The organism is Mesorhizobium sp. M7A.F.Ca.MR.176.00.0.0 (assembly GCF_004023165.1).
Lineage (GTDB): Bacteria > Pseudomonadota > Alphaproteobacteria > Rhizobiales > Rhizobiaceae > Mesorhizobium.
This window is the reverse complement of record NZ_RZTC01000003.1, coordinates 15322-31120: the sequence shown is the minus strand read 5'-3', so window position 1 is coordinate 31120 and position 15799 is coordinate 15322. Positions and strand designations below refer to the sequence as shown.

Genomic DNA, 15799 nt, shown 5'->3' with positions numbered 1-15799 from the left:
TCATGCCGGCTCGTCCATCAGATGCAGGTGCTCGCGGTTGAAGGTGAGCACCACCGCCTCGCCTTCCCCAGGCAAGGCCGTGCCGGCGGGCACGATGGCGTGCAGCCGCAGCCCGTCGGCATCGAGCGACAGTTTCGTCGTGGCGCCGAGATAATTGGTCGAGACAAGGCGGGCGGACACGCCCTCGCCACTTGTGACCCCGCTGGCCGCGCGGCCGACGCGAATGGATTCAGGGCGGAGACTCCCCCAGCGATGCTGGCCGGAATAGCGCTGGACGAAATCCGGCGGCAGCACGTTGGAGGAGCCGACGAAATCGGCGACGAAGCGGGTCTTCGGCCGCTGGTAGATATCCTCCGGCGTGCCGACCTGCATGATCTTGCCATCGTTGAAGACGGCGACGCGGTCGGCCATCGACAGTGCTTCGCCCTGGTCGTGGGTGACGAAGACGAAGGTGATGCCGAGCGCCTTCTGCAGCGACTTCAGCTCCTCCTGCATGTTCTCACGCAATTTGAGGTCGAGCGCGCCGAGCGGCTCGTCGAGCAGCAGCACCTTTGGCTGGTTGACCAGCGCACGGGGGCGCACGGGCGAGCGCGACGCGCTGGCGCTGGCCGCCGGAAAGCTGGCCGGGGCGGCGGGCGCCATAGCCGGGCAGCCGCACCAGTGACAGCGCCTCTTCCGCCGCCTTGTGCCGCTCAGCCTTGCCGACGCCCTTGACCATCAGCCCGTAGGCAACGTTGTCGAGCACATTCAGATGCGGGAACAGCGCATAGTCCTGGAACACGGTGTTGACGTTGCGGCGATAGGGCGGAACGCCCTCGGCGCGTTCACCGAAGATCGAAATCGAGCCCGATGTCGGCTGCTCGAAGCCGGCTATGAGGCGCAGGCAGGTGGTCTTGCCGGAACCGGACGGCCCGAGCATGGCGAAGAACTCGCCCGGCACAATGTCGAGATCGACCGCATCAACGGCGCGCACGCTGCCGAAATGGCGCGAGGCTTTCTGGAAGGAGACGGCGGAGGTCATGGGCTGTCAGTCCGTTGCCGGTTTGATGCGTTGATGTCGCGCGACGTCCTACCTCCCCCCGCGACGGGGGAGGTCGCGACGAAGCCGCGGGTGGGGGTGCTTCGAAAAACGCCGAGCGCACGCCACCCCGACGCTATGCGTCGACCCTCCCCACAAGGGGGAGGGTAAGAAGAATCACCGCCCGCCGATGACGCCGATATAGTCGGATACCCAGCGGTAGTAGGGCACGCACTGATCGTTCTGGGTGGCGCATTTCGACACCGGCGTCTTCCAGAACTTGATCTTGTCGAAATTCTCGTAGCCGTTGGTCTTGCAGCCTTCGTCGGTCAAAAGCTCATTGCCCTTGCAGGCGGCGGGCACGACCGGCAGCGAGCCGAACCAGGCCGAGACATCGCCCTGCACCTTCGGCGACAGCGAATGTTCCATCCACATATAGGCGCAGTTGGGGTTGGCCGAATCGGCTTCCATCATCGTGGTGTCGGCCCAACCGGTCGCGCCCTCCTCCGGAATGGTGGACGCTATCGGCTTCTTGGCGGCGACCAACGTGTTGACCTGATACGGCCACGAGCCGGAAGCGACGACGCCTTCGTTCTGGAAGTCGTCGACCTGGATGGCGGCGTCATGCCAGTAGCGGCCGACCAGCGTGCGCTGGACGCGCAGCAATTCCAGCGCGGCCTTGTACTGGTCCTCGTTCAGTTCGTAGGGATCCTTGATGCCGAGTTCCGGCTTGTGGAACATCAGATAGTTGGCGGCGTCGGCAATGTGGATCGGCCCGTCATAGGCCTGGACGCGGCCCTTGTTGGACTTGCCGTCGGGCAGCTTCATTTCCTCGAAGACGATGTTCCAGCTCTTGGGAGCTTCCTTGAACACGTCGGTGTTATACATGAGGACGTTGGGGCCCCACTGGTAAGGAACGCCGTAGTGGGCGCCGCCGACGGTGAACCACGGCGCATCCTTGAGGCGCTCGTCGACCGTCTTCCAGCTCGGGATGAGATCGGTGTTGATCGGCTGGACACGCTTGCCAGCAACGAGGCGCAGGGAGGCATCGCCTGAAGCGGTGACGAGGTCGAAGCCGCCCTCATTCATCAGCGAGACCATCTCGTCGGAGGTGTTGGCGGTCTTGACGTTGACCTTGCAGCCGGTCTCCTTCTCGAAGGAGGTCACCCAGTCATAGCCCTTGTCGGTTTCGCCGCGCTCGATATAGCCCGGCCAGGCAACGATGTTGACCTGGCCCTCGCCCTTGCCAAGCTCCTTTACCTGGGCGACGGCCTGACCGGAAAAGGTCAGCGCGACCGTCAGAGCAGTGCACGACTTCAGGAATGAATTCATTGTCGATCTCCCATTTAGGCGCCTGACCCTGAAAGCCGTGTTCGGTCTTCCTAGGGTCACGCGCGGACTGAAAACTGTCAGTTCGTCCGTTGGGCTTGATGCCGCTCTGGTGGCGACTTTGGTCCCTGAGCCGAAAGTGCTTTGAAAATTCCGGTTTCGCAAATTCATTTATCAGAAGGGCGATATCGGTTTTTCCGATAGGTGGGCAGCCGACCTCTCAGGGACGCTGGCGGACCGTCCGCTGCGACTGGGCAAGGCCGATGAAATCGCGCGCCGCCTGCGGCAGACCGGAGCCGCGCCGCCAGACCATGCCGACCTGGACCACCGGCAAGGAGCCGGAAATATCGCGCGATTCGATGCGGTCGCCTTCCAGCGACCAGGGCCGGTAGACGAGGTCGGGCAGCAGCGCCACGCCGGCGCCGGTGGCGACCAGACTGCGCACGGCCTCCACGGAACGGGTGCGGAAGGCGACATGCGGCTTGGCGCCGATCGCCGTCAGCAGCTTGCCGGTATTCTCCTCTATCTCGTCGACGGTCAGCATGATCAGCGTTTCGGAGGCAATGTCGCCAATGCTGATGATGTCGGCGCCGACGAGCGGATGACCGAGCGGCAGCCACAGCCGATAGGCCGAGACTTCGAGGATTTCCGACTGCAACGCGGTGCGGTCGCGCAAATTGGAGGTGACCATGACGGCAATGTCGAGCTTGCCGCCAATCAGGAGGTGTTCGAGATAATCGCCATTGTCCTCGATGGCAGAGACCTCGACGCCGGGATAGGCGCGGCGGTAGCGGGCAAGCAGATCCGACAGCACATAACCAGCGACCAGCGAGGTGACGCCGAGCTGCAGCCGGCCGGCCGCCACCGCCTGCTCGCCGGAGAAAGAGCGGCGCGCGTCGGAAACGTCCGCGAGGATTTTCGTCGCGTGGCGCAGGAACTGGTGGCCCTTGTGGGTGATGTTGAGGCCACGCGGATGGCGTTCGAACAGTTCGACGCCGAGATCGCTTTCGAGCTCCTTGATCGCTTCGGTGACCGACGACTGCGAGATTGACAGGTTCTGCGCGGCGCCCGAAACCGTGCCTTGCTCGGCGACGGCGATGAAGAACTGCAACTGGCGGATGGTGAAAGCCATGGCCGGACTAAACACGGCGGACGCGATGCTGGGAAGTGGCAACCGGCGAACACTTGACGGCTTCGCCAATCGTAACTAACTAAGTTACATGAAACGCAACAGCCGACTGTCCTCGACCTTGCACATTCTCGTCCACATGGCCGAGAAGCCCGAACAGGCGCTGACCTCCGAGCAGCTTGCCACCTTCATCCACACCAATCCGGTTGTGGTCCGCCGCACCATCGCAGGCTTGCGCGATGCCGGCATCGTCACCTCGTCGCGCGGCCACGGTGGCGGCTGGCTGCTCGGGCGGGCGCCCGAGAAAATATCCCTGGCCGAGATCAGCGTCGCCCTTGGCGAGACGCTGCTGCCGTTCAGCACAGAGCCGGAAAGCCCCGGCTGCCTCGTCGAGCAGGCGGTGATCGCCGTCCTCGACGATTTTCGCATCGCCGCCGAAAGGCTGCTGGCGGAGAAGCTGAGCCGCATCACGCTGGCCGACCTGACCGCCGATTTCCGCCGCCGTTTTGATCTCATTGGAGTCTCCAGCCATGCAGTATGATCTTGCCGTCATCGGCGGCAGCTTTGCCGGCCTGTCCGCCGCCATCCAGGTGGCGCGGGCAGGACGCAAGGTGCTGGTGATCGACGCCGGCCAGCCGCGCAACCGCTTTGCCGAGCATTCGCACGGCTTCCTCGGCCAGGACGGGCGCGCGCCTGGCGCAATCCTGGCTGACGCAAGGCGGCAGCTGCTGGCCTACCCGACGGCCAGGGTTGTCGACGGGCGCGCGGAGAAGGCCGTTGCCGCCGGCAGCAGCGATTTCGAAATCACCACCGATGGCGACGAGACATTCGGTGCCGCACGATTGGTGCTGGCCACCGGGGTGCGCGATATCCTGCCGGAGGTTGCCGGGCTTGCCGAGCTCTGGGGCAGGAGCGTGCTGCACTGCCCCTATTGCCACGGCTACGAGGTTTCCGGCGGGCCGCTCGGCGTGCTCGCAACCGGCCCGATGTCCCTGCATCAGGCACAGCTGATCGCCGATTGGGGCGATGTCACACTGTTCGGCAATGGCCTGTTCGAACCCGACACAGAGCAGATGCGCGCGCTGGAGAGCCGAAAGGTGCGGTTTGAGCCCACCAGCGTTGCCGAGCTAAGGGAAGACGGCTCCGGCGGATTGATCGTCCACCTCGACGACGGCAGAAAGGCCGGCGTCAGGGCGATGTTCACCGCGCCGCGCAACATCATGGCCAGCCCGCTGGCCGAACAGCTCGGCTGCGGCTTCTCCGAAGGCCTCCTCGGCCCGGTGATATCAGTCGATGACAGGCAGCAGACGACCGTGCCCGGCGTCTACGCCGCCGGCGACGCGGCACGCTCGATGCACAATATTGCCTTTGCGGTATCGGGTGGCACTTTTGCGGGCGTCTGCGCCCACCAGTCGCTGGTGTTCGGCTAGAACCCGGCTTCCTCGCCGGCGATGCTGAGCCGCGCGCCGGCCTGGGCCAGGGCGGCAGCCAGGTCGTGCGGCGGCGAGCGGTCGGTGGCGAGTTCGGAAAAGCTGTCGAAGCCGCAGACCTGGACCAGACCAAGACGGCCGAATTTCGAGTGATCGGTGATGACGAGGGACCGCTGGCCGCGCGACAGCACCATGCGGGCGAACTCGGCCTCATCCAGATCAAAATCCATGACGCCCATCACCGCGTCGACGCCGCCGGTGGAAATGATGGCGTGGCTGACCGAAAAACGACTGACAAAATCGATTGCCGAGGCGCCGAAAGCAGCGCCGGAATCGCTGCGCAGTTCGCCGCCCGCCATATAGACCTTGTTGCCGTTGATGGTGGCCAGGGTGCGGGCAATATCCGAGGAATTGGTGACGACCGTCAGGCGCCGGTGGCCGAGCAGTTCACGCGCAAGGAACGAGGTCGTCGTGCCGGTGTCGAGCATGATCGATTCGCCGTCGCGTATGGTGGCGGCGACCATGCGGGCAATGACGCGCTTGGCGTCGGCGTTCTCACGCATGCGCCGTTCGAACGGCGCTTCGCCGATCATCGACGGCAGGCCGATGGCGCCATGCATCTTGAGGACAGAGCCATCACCAGTCAGGGGCTTGACGTCGCGGCGCACCGTCTCCAGCGACACGCCCAGCCGGTCGGCCAGGCTGGCGATGGTGACGGTGCCCTCTTCCTGCAGGAGCCGCAGGATCTCGCCGTGTCGTTTGGACTGGGCCATCTGGTTTCCCGAACTGATGCTCCTGACCGATTTTAAGGTAATTCAAGTGCTTTTAAAGGAACTACCTTACGCTTTCGGGCAAAATACCCAAAAAAAGTCACACCTTTTTATTGACAAGCGGGCAGCCCTGGCGTGAAATCGAAGACATCAACAGGCTTCAGATCTGCGACTGGGGGCAGAGCCGCAATTCAGCGATCAGGCCGTTTGGAACGTGCCTGTTCAAGGAATTTTCAGATCCGCGGGGGCGGATGCCGGGCTCAAAAACCTGGCCAAGGGGCTCGTCGGTGCGGTGCGGGATACCGATCCTGGCGTCCCGCACCGACGAGATCATTTACGTTTCTCCCGCCATCGTTGCGCTGTTCACGGCGCCTTGTCGAAGCCCAGCAAACCAGGGATGTTCCGTGACCGCCGAAGATCGCATCCGCGCCCTGCCCTGCTGGACCGGTAGCATCGAGATCGCACCGCTGCCCGGCGGCCTGAGCAACGCGAATTATGTGGTCAAGGACGCGGCCGGACGACATGTCGTGCGCTTCGGCAAGGACTATCCGTTCCACCATGTCTTTCGCGAGCGCGAGGTTATGACCGCGCGGGCGGCGCATGCCGCCGGTTTCGCGCCAGCCGTCCGCCATGCCGAACCGGGCATCCTGGTGACGGAATTTCTCGGTGCGAAAACCTATCTGGCGGAAGACGTGCGCGCCAATCTCGGCCGGGTCGCGGCCCTGATGCGCGCCTTCCACCGGGAGATGCCCAATCACGTCTCGGGCGCCGGCTTCATGTTCTGGGTGTTCCATGTCATTCGCGACTATGCGCGCACGCTTGAAGAAGGCGGCAGCCGCAAGCGCAGCGACTTGCCGCGCCTTTTGACACTGGCCGACGAACTGGAGCGCGCGCAGAAACTGCTGCCGATCGTCTTTGGCCATAATGACCTGTTGCCGGCCAATATTCTCGACGACGGCAACAGACTATGGCTGATCGACTTCGAATATGCCGGCTTCAACACGGCGATGTTCGACCTCGCAGGCGCCGCCTCCAACGCCGGCATGAGCGACGAGGAATCCTTTGCCTTCCTGACCGCCTACTTCATGAAGGAACCGGACGAGGCGATCCGCCGTTCGCACGCGGCCATGCAATGCGCCTCGCTGCTGCGCGAGGCGATGTGGAGCATGGTCTCCGAGCTCTATCTCGACGCGCCGGGCATCGACTACGTCGCCTACACCGAGGAAAACCTCGCCCGGCTCGACGCGGCACTGGAAAACTACCGGACAAAATACGGGATACAGAAATCATGACATTGCCGAGCCAGGCCGCCATCGTCGTCATCGGCGGCGGCATCATCGGCTGTTCGACGGCCTATCATCTGGCGCGCGACCACAAGGCTGACGTGGTGCTGCTGGAGCAGGGCAAGCTGACCTCGGGTTCGACCTGGCATGCCGCCGGCCTTGTCGGGCAATTGCGCTCGTCGGCGTCTATCACCCGCGTGCTGAAATACTCCGTCGACCTCTACAAGGGACTGGAGGCCGAGACCGGTCTCGCCACCGGCTGGAAGATGACCGGTTGCCTCAGGCTCGCCACCAACGCCGACCGCTGGACCGAGTACAAAAGGCTGGCGACGACAGCAAAAAGCTTCGGCATGGACATGCAATTGCTGTCGCCGGACGAGGTGAAAAGGATGTGGCCGCTGCTGGAGACCGGCGATCTCGTCGGCGCCTCCTGGCTGCCGACCGACGGCCAGGCGAGCCCCTCCGACATCACGCAGTCGCTGGCCAAGGGCGCGCGCATGCATGGCGCCAAACTGCTCGAGGATGTTCGCGTCACCGGCTTCGAGATGAAGGACGGCCGCATCACGGCGGTGAAGACCAGCAAGGGCGACATCGCCTGCGACAAGGTGGTCAACTGTGCGGGCCAATGGGCGCGGCAAGTGGGGGCCATGGCCGGCATCAACGTGCCGCTTCAGCCGGTGAAGCACCAGTACATCATCACCGAGAAGATCGACGGTCTGGCGACCGACGCGCCGACCATCCGCGACCCTGACCGACGCACCTATTTCAAGGAGGAAGTCGGCGGGCTGGTGATGGGCGGCTATGAGCCTAACCCGCAGGCCTGGGCGACTGGTCTCCCCGGCGACGACGTTCCCAATGATTGGGAATTCAGGCTGTTCGACGACGACTACGACCATTTCGAGCAGCACATGAGCCAAGCGATCGCGCGTGTGCCGGCGCTGGAAACCGTCGGCGTCAAGCAGATGATCAACGGGCCGGAGAGTTTTACGCCGGACGGCAATTTCATTCTCGGCACAGCGCCCGAATGCGCCAACATGTTCGTCGGCGCCGGCTTCAACGCCTTCGGCATCGCCTCGGGCGGCGGCGCTGGCTGGGTGCTGGCGCAGTGGGTGGTCGATGGCGAAGCACCGCTCGACCTGTGGGTGGTCGACATCAGGCGCTTTTCCAACCTGCACCGCGACCGTCAGTGGGTCTGCGACCGCACGCTGGAGGCCTATAGCAAACACTATACGATCGGCTTTCCGCATGAAGAGTACGCCAGCGGGAGGCCGCGCATCGTCTCGCCGCTGTACGAGCGGCTGAAACAGCAGCGCGCCGTGTTCGGCTCGAAGCTCGGCTGGGAGCGGCCGAACTGGTTCGCGCCCGAAGGCGTCGAGCCGCAGGACATCTATTCGATGGGCCGGCAGAACTGGTTCGCGGCGGTCGGCGACGAACACCGGCATGTGCGTGAAAAGGTCGGCATTTTCGATCAATCGTCTTTCGCCAAATACGAGCTGAGCGGGCCTGATGCGCTGAAGGCGCTGGACTGGATCTGTACCAACGACGTCAGCAAGCCGGTCGGCCGGCTGACCTATACGCAGCTTCTCAACACGCGCGGCGGTATCGAAGCTGATCTCACTGTGGCGAGGCTGGCCGAGGAGAAATTCTATATCGTCACCGGCACCGGTTTCCGCACGCATGATTCCTCATGGATCAGCGATCATATCGGCGAAGGGCTCGATGCCAGGCTTGTCGACGTCACCGAGGATTTCGGCACGCTGTCGCTGATGGGTCCTCGGGCGCGCGACGTGCTCTCGGCGGCGACCGGAGCCGACGTGTCGAGTGCCGGCTTCCCGTTCGGCCATGTGCGCGAGATTACCATCGCCGGCCGCACGGTTCGGGCACTACGCGTCACCTATGTCGGCGAACTCGGCTGGGAACTGCATGTGCCGATCGCGGCCACCGGCGAAGTCTTCGACGCACTGATGGCGGCAGGCGAGAAGCATGACATCCGACCGGTCGGCTATCGGGCGCTGGAATCGCTAAGGCTGGAAAAAGGCTATCGCGCCTGGGGCTCTGACATCACCCCCAACGATACGCCGCAGGAAGCCGGGCTCGGTTGGGCGGTCAAGCTGCGCAAGAACACCGATTTCGTTGGACGGCGCGCGCTGGAGAAGACCAGCGGCGCGGCACTGAAGAAACGCTTTGCCGGCTTCACGGTCGACGACCCCGAGATCGTGCTGCTCGGCCGCGAAACCATCCTGCGCAATGGCGAACCGGTCGGTTATCTCAGCAGCGGCGGTTACGGCTACACGCTGGGCAGGAACATCGGCTACGGCTATGTGCGCAACGCCGACGGGGTGAGCGATGATTTTCTCGCTTCCGGCGACTATGAACTGGTGGTTGCGATGGAGAGGACAGCGGCCAATATCCACCTCGAGCCGATGTATGATCCGGCAGGCGCCAGGGTCAAAGCGTAGGTCAAATAACGCGCAAAGCGAGGCCGCGGCTTGGTACCGTGTCGGCCTCGCCGGGCATCGAGACGTAAGGACGCGTTTCCTCGACGCGGGTGACGAGGCCTTGCGCCTCGATCTCGCCGACACGCGTGGCAAAGCCGGCATCCCACAGCGTGTTCTTGACCGTCAGCACGATCACGCCGCCCGGCCGGCAGATGCGGATTAGCTCGTCCAGCCCTTCGACGCCGACATGACCCGATGTGAAGACGCCGGCCGAGATTATCCCGGCATAGGCATCATCGGCAAAGGGCAGATGACCGCCCAGCGCCAGACAATGAAACGCGGAATAGATGCCCTTGCGGGCCGCCTGATCCAGCATGCCTTGTGAAATATCGAGTGCCTCGACCAGGGGATAACCAGCAATATCAAGCCATTCGCCGATGAGCCCGGTGCCGGCCCCGGCATCGAGCAGCGGTGCTGAACCGCGCGGCAGATGGCGGGCCAGCAACGCAAGGCAGATCGTCGGATGGCGATAGCCGGCGGCCGACATGTCGGCGTCATAGGTTTCCGACCAGCGGTCATAGAGTGCGGCCACCTCTTCGGGCCGCTTTGCCGCGTAGGCCGCGCCGAGCGCGCCCTGATGTTTGCTGTCCGCCACTTTTATCCAGTCCGCCAATTTTTGATCTCGCAGTGATGATAGCCAAAGCGCGAAAATTGTGGAACCGTCGCTGCGACAAATAACAGCGTGGGGGCGCAGGCATGGTGACAGACGAGGCGCGTGCCGCACTGGACGCCATTCCCATGCTGGCCGGTTACAGCGGGCCGCTGGAACGGCTGGGCGGCCTCACCAATCTCGTCTTCAAGGCCGGCGACTTCTGCCTGCGCATTCCCGGCAAGGGCACCGAGGAATACATCAACCGGGCCAACGAAGCGGTGGCCGCGCGCGAAGCTGCAAAAGCGGGGGTCAGTCCCGAGGTGCTGCATGTCGACCCCGGTACCGGGGTGATGGTGACACGCTACATCGCCGGCGCCGAAACGATGTCGCCGGAGAAATTCCGGACACGTCCGGGCAGTCCGGCACGCGCCGGCGAAGCCTTTCGCAAGCTGCACGATTCAGGCGCGGTGTTTCCCTTCCGCTTCGAATTGTTCGCGATGATCGACGATTACCTCAAGGTGCTGTCCACCAAGGAGGTCGCCCTGCCCGCCGGTTATCATGACGTGGTGCGAGACGCCGAGAGCGTCCGCTCGGCGCTGGCCGCCCATCCGCTGCCGATCGTCGCCTGCCACTGCGATCCGCTGTGCGAGAACTTTCTCGATACTGGCGAGCGGATGTGGATCGTCGACTGGGAATATTCGGGCATGAACGATCCGCTCTGGGACCTTGGCGACCTCAGCGTGGAGGGCAAGTTCGACGCCGCCCAGGACGAAGAGATGATACGCGCTTATTTCGGCGGCGAGGCGAGGCCGGCGGAGCGCGGCCGCATCGTCATCTACAAGGCAATGTGCGACCTGTTGTGGACCTTGTGGGGGCTGATCCAGCTCGCCAACAACAACCCGGTCGATGATTTTCGCGCTTATGCGGATGGCCGTTTCGCTCGCTGCAAGGCGTTGATGGAGACGCCGGAGTTTTCGCGGCATCTGGCAGCAATACACCGGGACTGAGCCTGGACTAACTCACGCCCTTCGGCACGTTTTCGGGCGGCACAGTGATCTCGACCACTTTCTGGCGATGGAAGATGAACAGGCCGGCGAGAACAACGATGGCCGAGCCGATCAGGATGCGCGGACCGGGAACGTCGCCGAAGAACACCAGGCCGAACACCACCGCCCACAGCAGCAGTGTGTAGTGCAGCGGCGCCAATGTCGAAGCCGGCGCCAGCTTGAGCGCCCTGGTGATCATCAGGTGGGCGCCGCAGGAGACGATACCGAGCAGCAGCATGGCGCCGAGATCGAGTGCCGACGGCGTCTGCCAGGCGCCGATGGTCAGCACACCGCCGACCAGCAGCGTGCCGATGGTTTGCCATGTCACCAGATTGGTGTCGCTGGTGCCACGCAGGCGGCGGTTGAGGATGATGGCGAAGGCGAAGGAGATGCTGCCTACCAGCGCAAAACCCGATGACAGCGAGAACGCCGCCGAGGACGGTTTCAGCATGATCAAAACGCCGCAGAAGCCGAGCAGGATCGCCATCCAGCGGCGCCAGCCGACCTTTTCGCCAAGCAAGAGGTGCGAGAGTGCCGCAACGTAGATCGGCCCGGCCATGTAGAAACTCATCACATCGGCAAGCGGCAGATAGACCACGGCGGCATAGAAGAGCGCGGTGTCGAGCGTGGTCATCACCACCCGCAGCAGCTGCAGCTCCAGACGTTCCATGCGAAACAGCTTGGCCGGGCCCTGATTGGCGATCATCGGGCCGAGCACGAAGAAGGCGCCGATAGAGCGGATCAGCACCACCTGGCCGACGGAGAAGCTGGCGACCAGCCACTTGCCCATGGCGTCGTTCAGCGCAAACAGGAAGTCGCCGGCCAGCATCAGCAGAATGCCGGCCAGAAGCACATTCCTGATCGTCGAATTCTGCGCCACGGGCTGCGTCATGCCGATCCCGATTCCTCCCTAGTTAGCCGCGTCGTAGACGGAAGCGGCGGCTTTGACGAGGAGAAAACCGGAAATCGGCAAGGCCAGCCTCGGGAATCGGCTGGGTCTGCGCGATTCAGTTCCCTTTTGGCTGCGGCCTGAGAATAATGGGCCGATAGATCACCGGCCTGTCCCAGGGGTCGAAAGCCGGGGTGCGTCTGAGCTCCGCACGCCGCTCCAGATCGATGCGCTGCAGACACTCGGCAAAGGCGTCATTCTTCTTGACGAAGCCGTAGGACCGGCATTTCGCTTCGTCGGCGGCGCGGCGATCCTCTGCCGTCACCGTCGTGCAGCCGGTGCAAAGCACCGTCAACGCCACCGCCATCACAGTCTTGCGCCACATGGAATCCTCCTCGAATAAAAGTGGAGCCTTAATGTAGACTTATTTCCGGACGGGCGAAGCTCAGACCCTTGATGCAGATGCGGTGTCCTATTGGTCCTGATGCGAATGGTGCCGTCGGTTCACAAGTACCGGCCTTCCGTCGATGGACAGCCTGGTTTCCTGCTTCGTCCGCTCCGCCACCACCTTGCCCCTGGCGATGACGCACAGGCGCTCGGCGCGCAAGCGCAGGGCTTCGACCGAATTGCCGGCATCGAGGACGACAAGGCTGGCGCGCTTGCCGACCGCCAGGCCGAGATGATCGAGGCCCATGATCGCGGCATTGACGTTGGTGACCATATCGAAGCAGCGCGCCATCTCGGCCGGGCTCGACATCTGAGCGACGTGCAGGCCCATGAAGGCGACATCGAGCATGTCGGCGGTGCCCAGCGAATACCAGGGATCGAGCACGCAATCCTGGCCCCAGCCGACGCGAATGCCGAGCGCCAGCATTTCCTTGACCCGAGTCAGGCCCCGGCGCTTCGGGAAGGTGTCGTGGCGGCCCTGCAGCATGATGTTGATCAGCGGATTGGGAATGACCGAGACGCCGGCCTCGGCGATCAGCGGCAGCAGCTTCGAGACATAGTAATTGTCCATCGAATGCATCGAGGTGAGGTGCGAACCGGCGACCTTGCCCTGCAGACCAAGGCGCTGCGTCTCATACGCAAGCTGTTCGATGTGACGCGACAGCGGATCATCGGTCTCGTCGCAATGCAGGTCGACCATCAGGCCGCGCCTGGCCGCGATCTCGCACAGCTCCGTTACCGAGCGCGTGCCGTCGGCCATAGTGCGCTCGAAATGCGGGATGCCGCCGACAATGTCGACGCCCATGTCGAGCGCGCGAATGGTGTTTTCACGCGCCGACGGGGCGCGATAAAACCCGTCCTGCGGGAAAGCGACCAGTTGCAGGTCGATATAGGGAGCGACCGTCTTCTTGACCTCGAGCAGCGCCTCGACCGCCAGCAGCCTGTCATCGCAGACATCGACATGGGTGCGGATTGCGAGCAGGCCCATCGACACCGCCCAGTCGCAATAGGCCAATGCGCGATCACGCACCGCCTCATGCGTCAAAAGCGGCTTCAACTCGCCCCATAGCGAAATGCCTTCGAGCAGTGTACCCGACGCGTTGATGCGCGGAATGCCGTAGGAGAGCGTCGCGTCCATGTGGAAATGCGGATCGACGAAGGGTGGCGAGACCAGATTGCCGCGGGCGTCGACCTCGGTCCGCGCAGAACCCTGCAGAGTGGGCTCGATCGCCGCGATCGTCTCACTGCTGATGCCTATGTCGGCAACCCTGCCATCAGGCAGTGTGCCGCCGCGAACGATAAGGTCGAAAGCCATCTGTCGTCACCCCGTCAAAAGAATCATCTGATAGTGCCGAGGCTGAAAATCGCATCCCGTCGATGCCGCTTGCAACAGCGGTTTGTCCGCGGCGGGCGCGGATGGTTCCATCCGGCCGCAACTCCCTCTATAAGCCGCCTTCGTTGTCCCGGTTTCAAGGATCCGCCGTTTGTTTCGTTTCTTCCGCTCGACGGAAAACCAGCGCCTCGTTGCGAGGTTGATCCGGGAATCCTTTTATCAGCACAGGTTTGGCTACGGCGCCGCGATGTTGTCGATGCTTGTGGTGGCCGCCACGACCGGCGCCAGCGCCTGGATTCTCAAAGAGATCACCGACGAATTCGTGGTCTTCAAGCGGATTGACCGCGTCAACCTGATTGCGGCGGGGGTCGCCACGATCTTCATTCTCAAGGGTCTCGCCAACTTCATCCAGGCCTATTTCATGAGCCGGGTCGGCAACGCCATCATCGCCGACCGCCAGCGCAAGATCTACGACCGCATCCTGGCGCAAGGCATCGAATTCTACCATTCGACCTCGTCGTCCGACCTGATCACACGCATGACCAACAATGCGCAGGCGGCGCGCAACGTGCTCGACCTCGTTGTCACGTCCTATGTGCGCGACCTGTTGTCGCTGGTTGTCCTGGTAGGGGTCATGGTCTGGCAGCAGCCAGCCCTGTCTATAATCTGCTTCGTCGTCGGCCCCTTGGCTATCTACGGGGTCAACCGCATCCTCAAACGTGTTCGCAAGTTCGCCGCGATGGAGTTTCGCTCGGTCGGCCAGATCGTGCAGGTGATGCAGGAAACGGCAATCGGCGTCCGCGTCGTCAAATCCTTCAACCTCGAAGGCGCAATGCGCAACCGCATGTACAAGGCCGTGTCGGACGTCGAGAACCGGGCCAACAACATCGCGACGCTGGAGGCTGCGACAAGCCCGGTGATGGAGACGCTGGCCGGGCTGGCAATTGCCGGGGCCATCTTCGTCAGCGGCTTCCTGGTCTTGCAGGGCGGCCAGATGCCGGGAAACATCATGGCCTTCATCGGGGCGCTCCTGTTTGCCTATGAGCCGGCAAAGCGCCTTGCCCGCGTGCGCATATCGCTGGAAAGCGGTATTGTCGGCGTGCGCATGATGTTCGAGCTCGCCGACCAGCCGCTGACTCTGGTCGAGAAGCCCGACGCGAAGCCGCTTCTGGCCGGACCGGGCGAGATCCGGTTCGACGCCGTCGACTTCGCTTATCAAAACGGGCCGCCGGTGCTGGACAGGTTCGATCTGACGCTTGCGCCCGGCAAGATGACGGCGCTGGTCGGGCCTTCCGGCGGCGGCAAGTCGACGATTCTAAACCTGATCATGCGCATGTACGACCCGAAGAGCGGCAAGGTGCTGTTCGATGGTCAGGATATTTCCCATGCGACGCTCGCATCGCTGCGGGAAAAGATCGCCTATGTCAGCCAGGATACATTCCTGTTTGCCGGCACCATCATGCACAACATCCGGCTTGGGCGCGAGGGTGCGACCGACGAAGAGGTTATCGCCGCCGCCAAGGCGGCCAACGCCCATGACTTCATCAGCGCGCAGGCGAAAGGCTACGAGACGGATGTCGGCGAGAATGGCGGCCTGCTATCGGGCGGCCAACGCCAACGGATCTCGATCGCACGCGCCATGCTGCGCAATGCCGAGATCCTGCTGCTGGACGAAGCGACCAGCGCGCTTGATGCCGAATCGGAAGCGCTGTTCCGCGACGCGCTGCAGCAATTGACGGAAGGCCGCACGACGATCGTCATCGCGCACCGTCTGTCGACGGTGCACCAGGCAGACACGATCGTGGTGCTCGAAGCCGGCAAGGTGGTGGAAAGCGGCCCGCACAAGACCTTGCTCAAGCAGGGTGGGCTCTACCAGAAGCTTTATGAGTATCAGTTGATGCCGTGATGGTGTTCCGGATGTTGGAGCCAGCCCCCTCATCCGGCCCTTCGGGCCACCTTCCCCCCGAGGGGAGAAGAGATCGTCAGCGCCGGCGCCAGCCTCTTGTCCCCAGCGGGGAGAAGGTGGCCGCGTAGC

Annotated in this window: 14 protein-coding genes and 1 pseudogene; 6 read left to right on the top strand and 9 right to left on the bottom strand. The window is 63.4% G+C overall.

Annotation, left to right across the window (positions count from 1 at the left end; genetic code table 11):
• The 3 genes and pseudogenes from EOB59_RS01790 to EOB59_RS01780 form a co-directional block, all read right to left on the bottom strand.
• Positions 1-1021: pseudogene (locus EOB59_RS01790) on the bottom strand (ABC transporter ATP-binding protein).
• A 174-nt stretch (positions 1022-1195) separates the two neighbouring features.
• Positions 1196-2350, bottom strand: coding sequence for an ABC transporter substrate-binding protein (locus EOB59_RS01785; protein WP_128287509.1), 1155 nt, complete (start codon positions 2348-2350; stop codon positions 1196-1198).
• Between the two features lie 217 nt (positions 2351-2567).
• Positions 2568-3479, bottom strand: a complete 912-nt coding sequence (locus EOB59_RS01780; RefSeq protein WP_013528025.1) for a LysR substrate-binding domain-containing protein — start codon at positions 3477-3479, stop codon at positions 2568-2570.
• 88 nt (positions 3480-3567) lie between these two features.
• Here EOB59_RS01780 and EOB59_RS01775 point away from each other — a divergent pair, with 88 nt between their 5' ends.
• Both EOB59_RS01775 and EOB59_RS01770 read left to right on the top strand, forming a co-directional pair.
• Entirely contained in the window at positions 3568-4017 is a 450-nt protein-coding gene (locus EOB59_RS01775) for an Rrf2 family transcriptional regulator (protein WP_024503367.1), read from the top strand.
• Positions 4007-4906 (top strand): NAD(P)/FAD-dependent oxidoreductase, encoded by a 900-nt coding sequence (locus EOB59_RS01770; protein ID WP_128287508.1) that lies wholly within the window; start codon positions 4007-4009, stop codon positions 4904-4906. The genes EOB59_RS01775 and EOB59_RS01770 overlap by 11 nt, the downstream gene beginning before the upstream one ends.
• On the opposite strand, the gene EOB59_RS01765 is transcribed toward EOB59_RS01770, so the two are convergent.
• Both EOB59_RS01765 and EOB59_RS35185 read right to left on the bottom strand, forming a co-directional pair.
• Positions 4903-5679 (bottom strand): DeoR/GlpR family DNA-binding transcription regulator, encoded by a 777-nt coding sequence (locus EOB59_RS01765; protein ID WP_027039687.1) that lies wholly within the window; start codon positions 5677-5679, stop codon positions 4903-4905. The genes EOB59_RS01770 and EOB59_RS01765 overlap by 4 nt on opposite strands.
• Positions 5680-5836: 157 nt before the next feature.
• Complete coding sequence (locus EOB59_RS35185; RefSeq protein ID WP_164895554.1) at positions 5837-6010, bottom strand: hypothetical protein; 174 nt, start codon at positions 6008-6010, stop codon at positions 5837-5839.
• A 70-nt stretch (positions 6011-6080) separates the two neighbouring features.
• Here EOB59_RS35185 and EOB59_RS01760 point away from each other — a divergent pair, with 70 nt between their 5' ends.
• Both EOB59_RS01760 and EOB59_RS01755 read left to right on the top strand, forming a co-directional pair.
• Positions 6081-6968, top strand: coding sequence for a phosphotransferase family protein (locus tag EOB59_RS01760; RefSeq protein ID WP_128287507.1), 888 nt, complete (start codon positions 6081-6083; stop codon positions 6966-6968).
• The gene (locus EOB59_RS01755) at positions 6965-9418 is read left to right on the top strand and encodes an FAD-dependent oxidoreductase (RefSeq protein ID WP_128287506.1); all 2454 of its coding nucleotides are present in this window, start codon (positions 6965-6967) and stop codon (positions 9416-9418) included. Before EOB59_RS01760 ends, EOB59_RS01755 begins: the two co-directional genes overlap by 4 nt.
• A gap of 1 nt (position 9419) precedes the next feature.
• Here the strand turns inward: EOB59_RS01755 and EOB59_RS01750 are convergent, their stop codons facing one another.
• Positions 9420-10052 carry a class I SAM-dependent methyltransferase gene (locus tag EOB59_RS01750; protein WP_164895553.1) on the bottom strand — a complete coding sequence of 211 codons (633 nt, stop codon included), beginning with the start codon at positions 10050-10052 and terminating at the stop codon, positions 9420-9422.
• 101 nt (positions 10053-10153) lie between these two features.
• On the opposite strand from EOB59_RS01750, the gene EOB59_RS01745 reads away from it, so the two are divergent.
• Complete coding sequence (locus tag EOB59_RS01745) at positions 10154-11056, top strand: phosphotransferase family protein (RefSeq protein WP_127267471.1); 903 nt, start codon at positions 10154-10156, stop codon at positions 11054-11056.
• Between the two features lie 7 nt (positions 11057-11063).
• Here EOB59_RS01745 and EOB59_RS01740 read toward each other — a convergent pair whose 3' ends face one another.
• The 3 genes from EOB59_RS01740 to EOB59_RS01730 all read right to left on the bottom strand — a co-directional run bounded on the left by EOB59_RS01740 (position 11064) and on the right by EOB59_RS01730 (position 13746).
• On the bottom strand, positions 11064-11987 hold the full coding sequence (locus EOB59_RS01740) for a DMT family transporter (RefSeq protein ID WP_127267472.1): 924 nt from the start codon (positions 11985-11987) through the stop codon (positions 11064-11066).
• 115 nt (positions 11988-12102) lie between these two features.
• On the bottom strand, positions 12103-12369 hold the full coding sequence (locus EOB59_RS01735; RefSeq protein WP_127267473.1) for a hypothetical protein: 267 nt from the start codon (positions 12367-12369) through the stop codon (positions 12103-12105).
• Positions 12370-12456: 87 nt separating this feature from the next.
• Positions 12457-13746 (bottom strand): amidohydrolase family protein, encoded by a 1290-nt coding sequence (locus EOB59_RS01730; RefSeq protein ID WP_128287504.1) that lies wholly within the window; start codon positions 13744-13746, stop codon positions 12457-12459.
• A gap of 169 nt (positions 13747-13915) precedes the next feature.
• Between EOB59_RS01730 and EOB59_RS01725 the strand changes: the two genes are divergently transcribed.
• A complete protein-coding gene (locus EOB59_RS01725; protein ID WP_128287503.1) occupies positions 13916-15670 on the top strand; it encodes an ABC transporter ATP-binding protein in 1755 nt (584 codons plus the stop codon).
• Positions 15671-15799 lie beyond the last annotated feature (129 nt).

Bases quoted from the DNA above. Each gene is read 5' to 3' on its own strand.
- EOB59_RS01785 (WP_128287509.1), bottom strand. From the start codon at position 2,350: ATGAATTCATTCCTGAAGTCGTGCACTGCTCTGACGGTCGCGCTGACC.
- EOB59_RS01780 (WP_013528025.1), bottom strand. From the start codon at position 3,479: ATGGCTTTCACCATCCGCCAGTTGCAGTTCTTCATCGCCGTCGCCGAG.
- EOB59_RS01775 (WP_024503367.1), top strand. From the start codon at position 3,568: ATGAAACGCAACAGCCGACTGTCCTCGACCTTGCACATTCTCGTCCAC.
- EOB59_RS01770 (WP_128287508.1), top strand. From the start codon at position 4,007: ATGCAGTATGATCTTGCCGTCATCGGCGGCAGCTTTGCCGGCCTGTCC.
- EOB59_RS01765 (WP_027039687.1), bottom strand. From the start codon at position 5,679: ATGGCCCAGTCCAAACGACACGGCGAGATCCTGCGGCTCCTGCAGGAA.
- EOB59_RS35185 (WP_164895554.1), bottom strand. From the start codon at position 6,010: ATGATCTCGTCGGTGCGGGACGCCAGGATCGGTATCCCGCACCGCACC.
- EOB59_RS01755 (WP_128287506.1), top strand. From the start codon at position 6,965: ATGACATTGCCGAGCCAGGCCGCCATCGTCGTCATCGGCGGCGGCATC.
- EOB59_RS01745 (WP_127267471.1), top strand. From the start codon at position 10,154: ATGGTGACAGACGAGGCGCGTGCCGCACTGGACGCCATTCCCATGCTG.
- EOB59_RS01740 (WP_127267472.1), bottom strand. From the start codon at position 11,987: ATGACGCAGCCCGTGGCGCAGAATTCGACGATCAGGAATGTGCTTCTG.
- EOB59_RS01735 (WP_127267473.1), bottom strand. From the start codon at position 12,369: ATGTGGCGCAAGACTGTGATGGCGGTGGCGTTGACGGTGCTTTGCACC.
- EOB59_RS01730 (WP_128287504.1), bottom strand. From the start codon at position 13,746: ATGGCTTTCGACCTTATCGTTCGCGGCGGCACACTGCCTGATGGCAGG.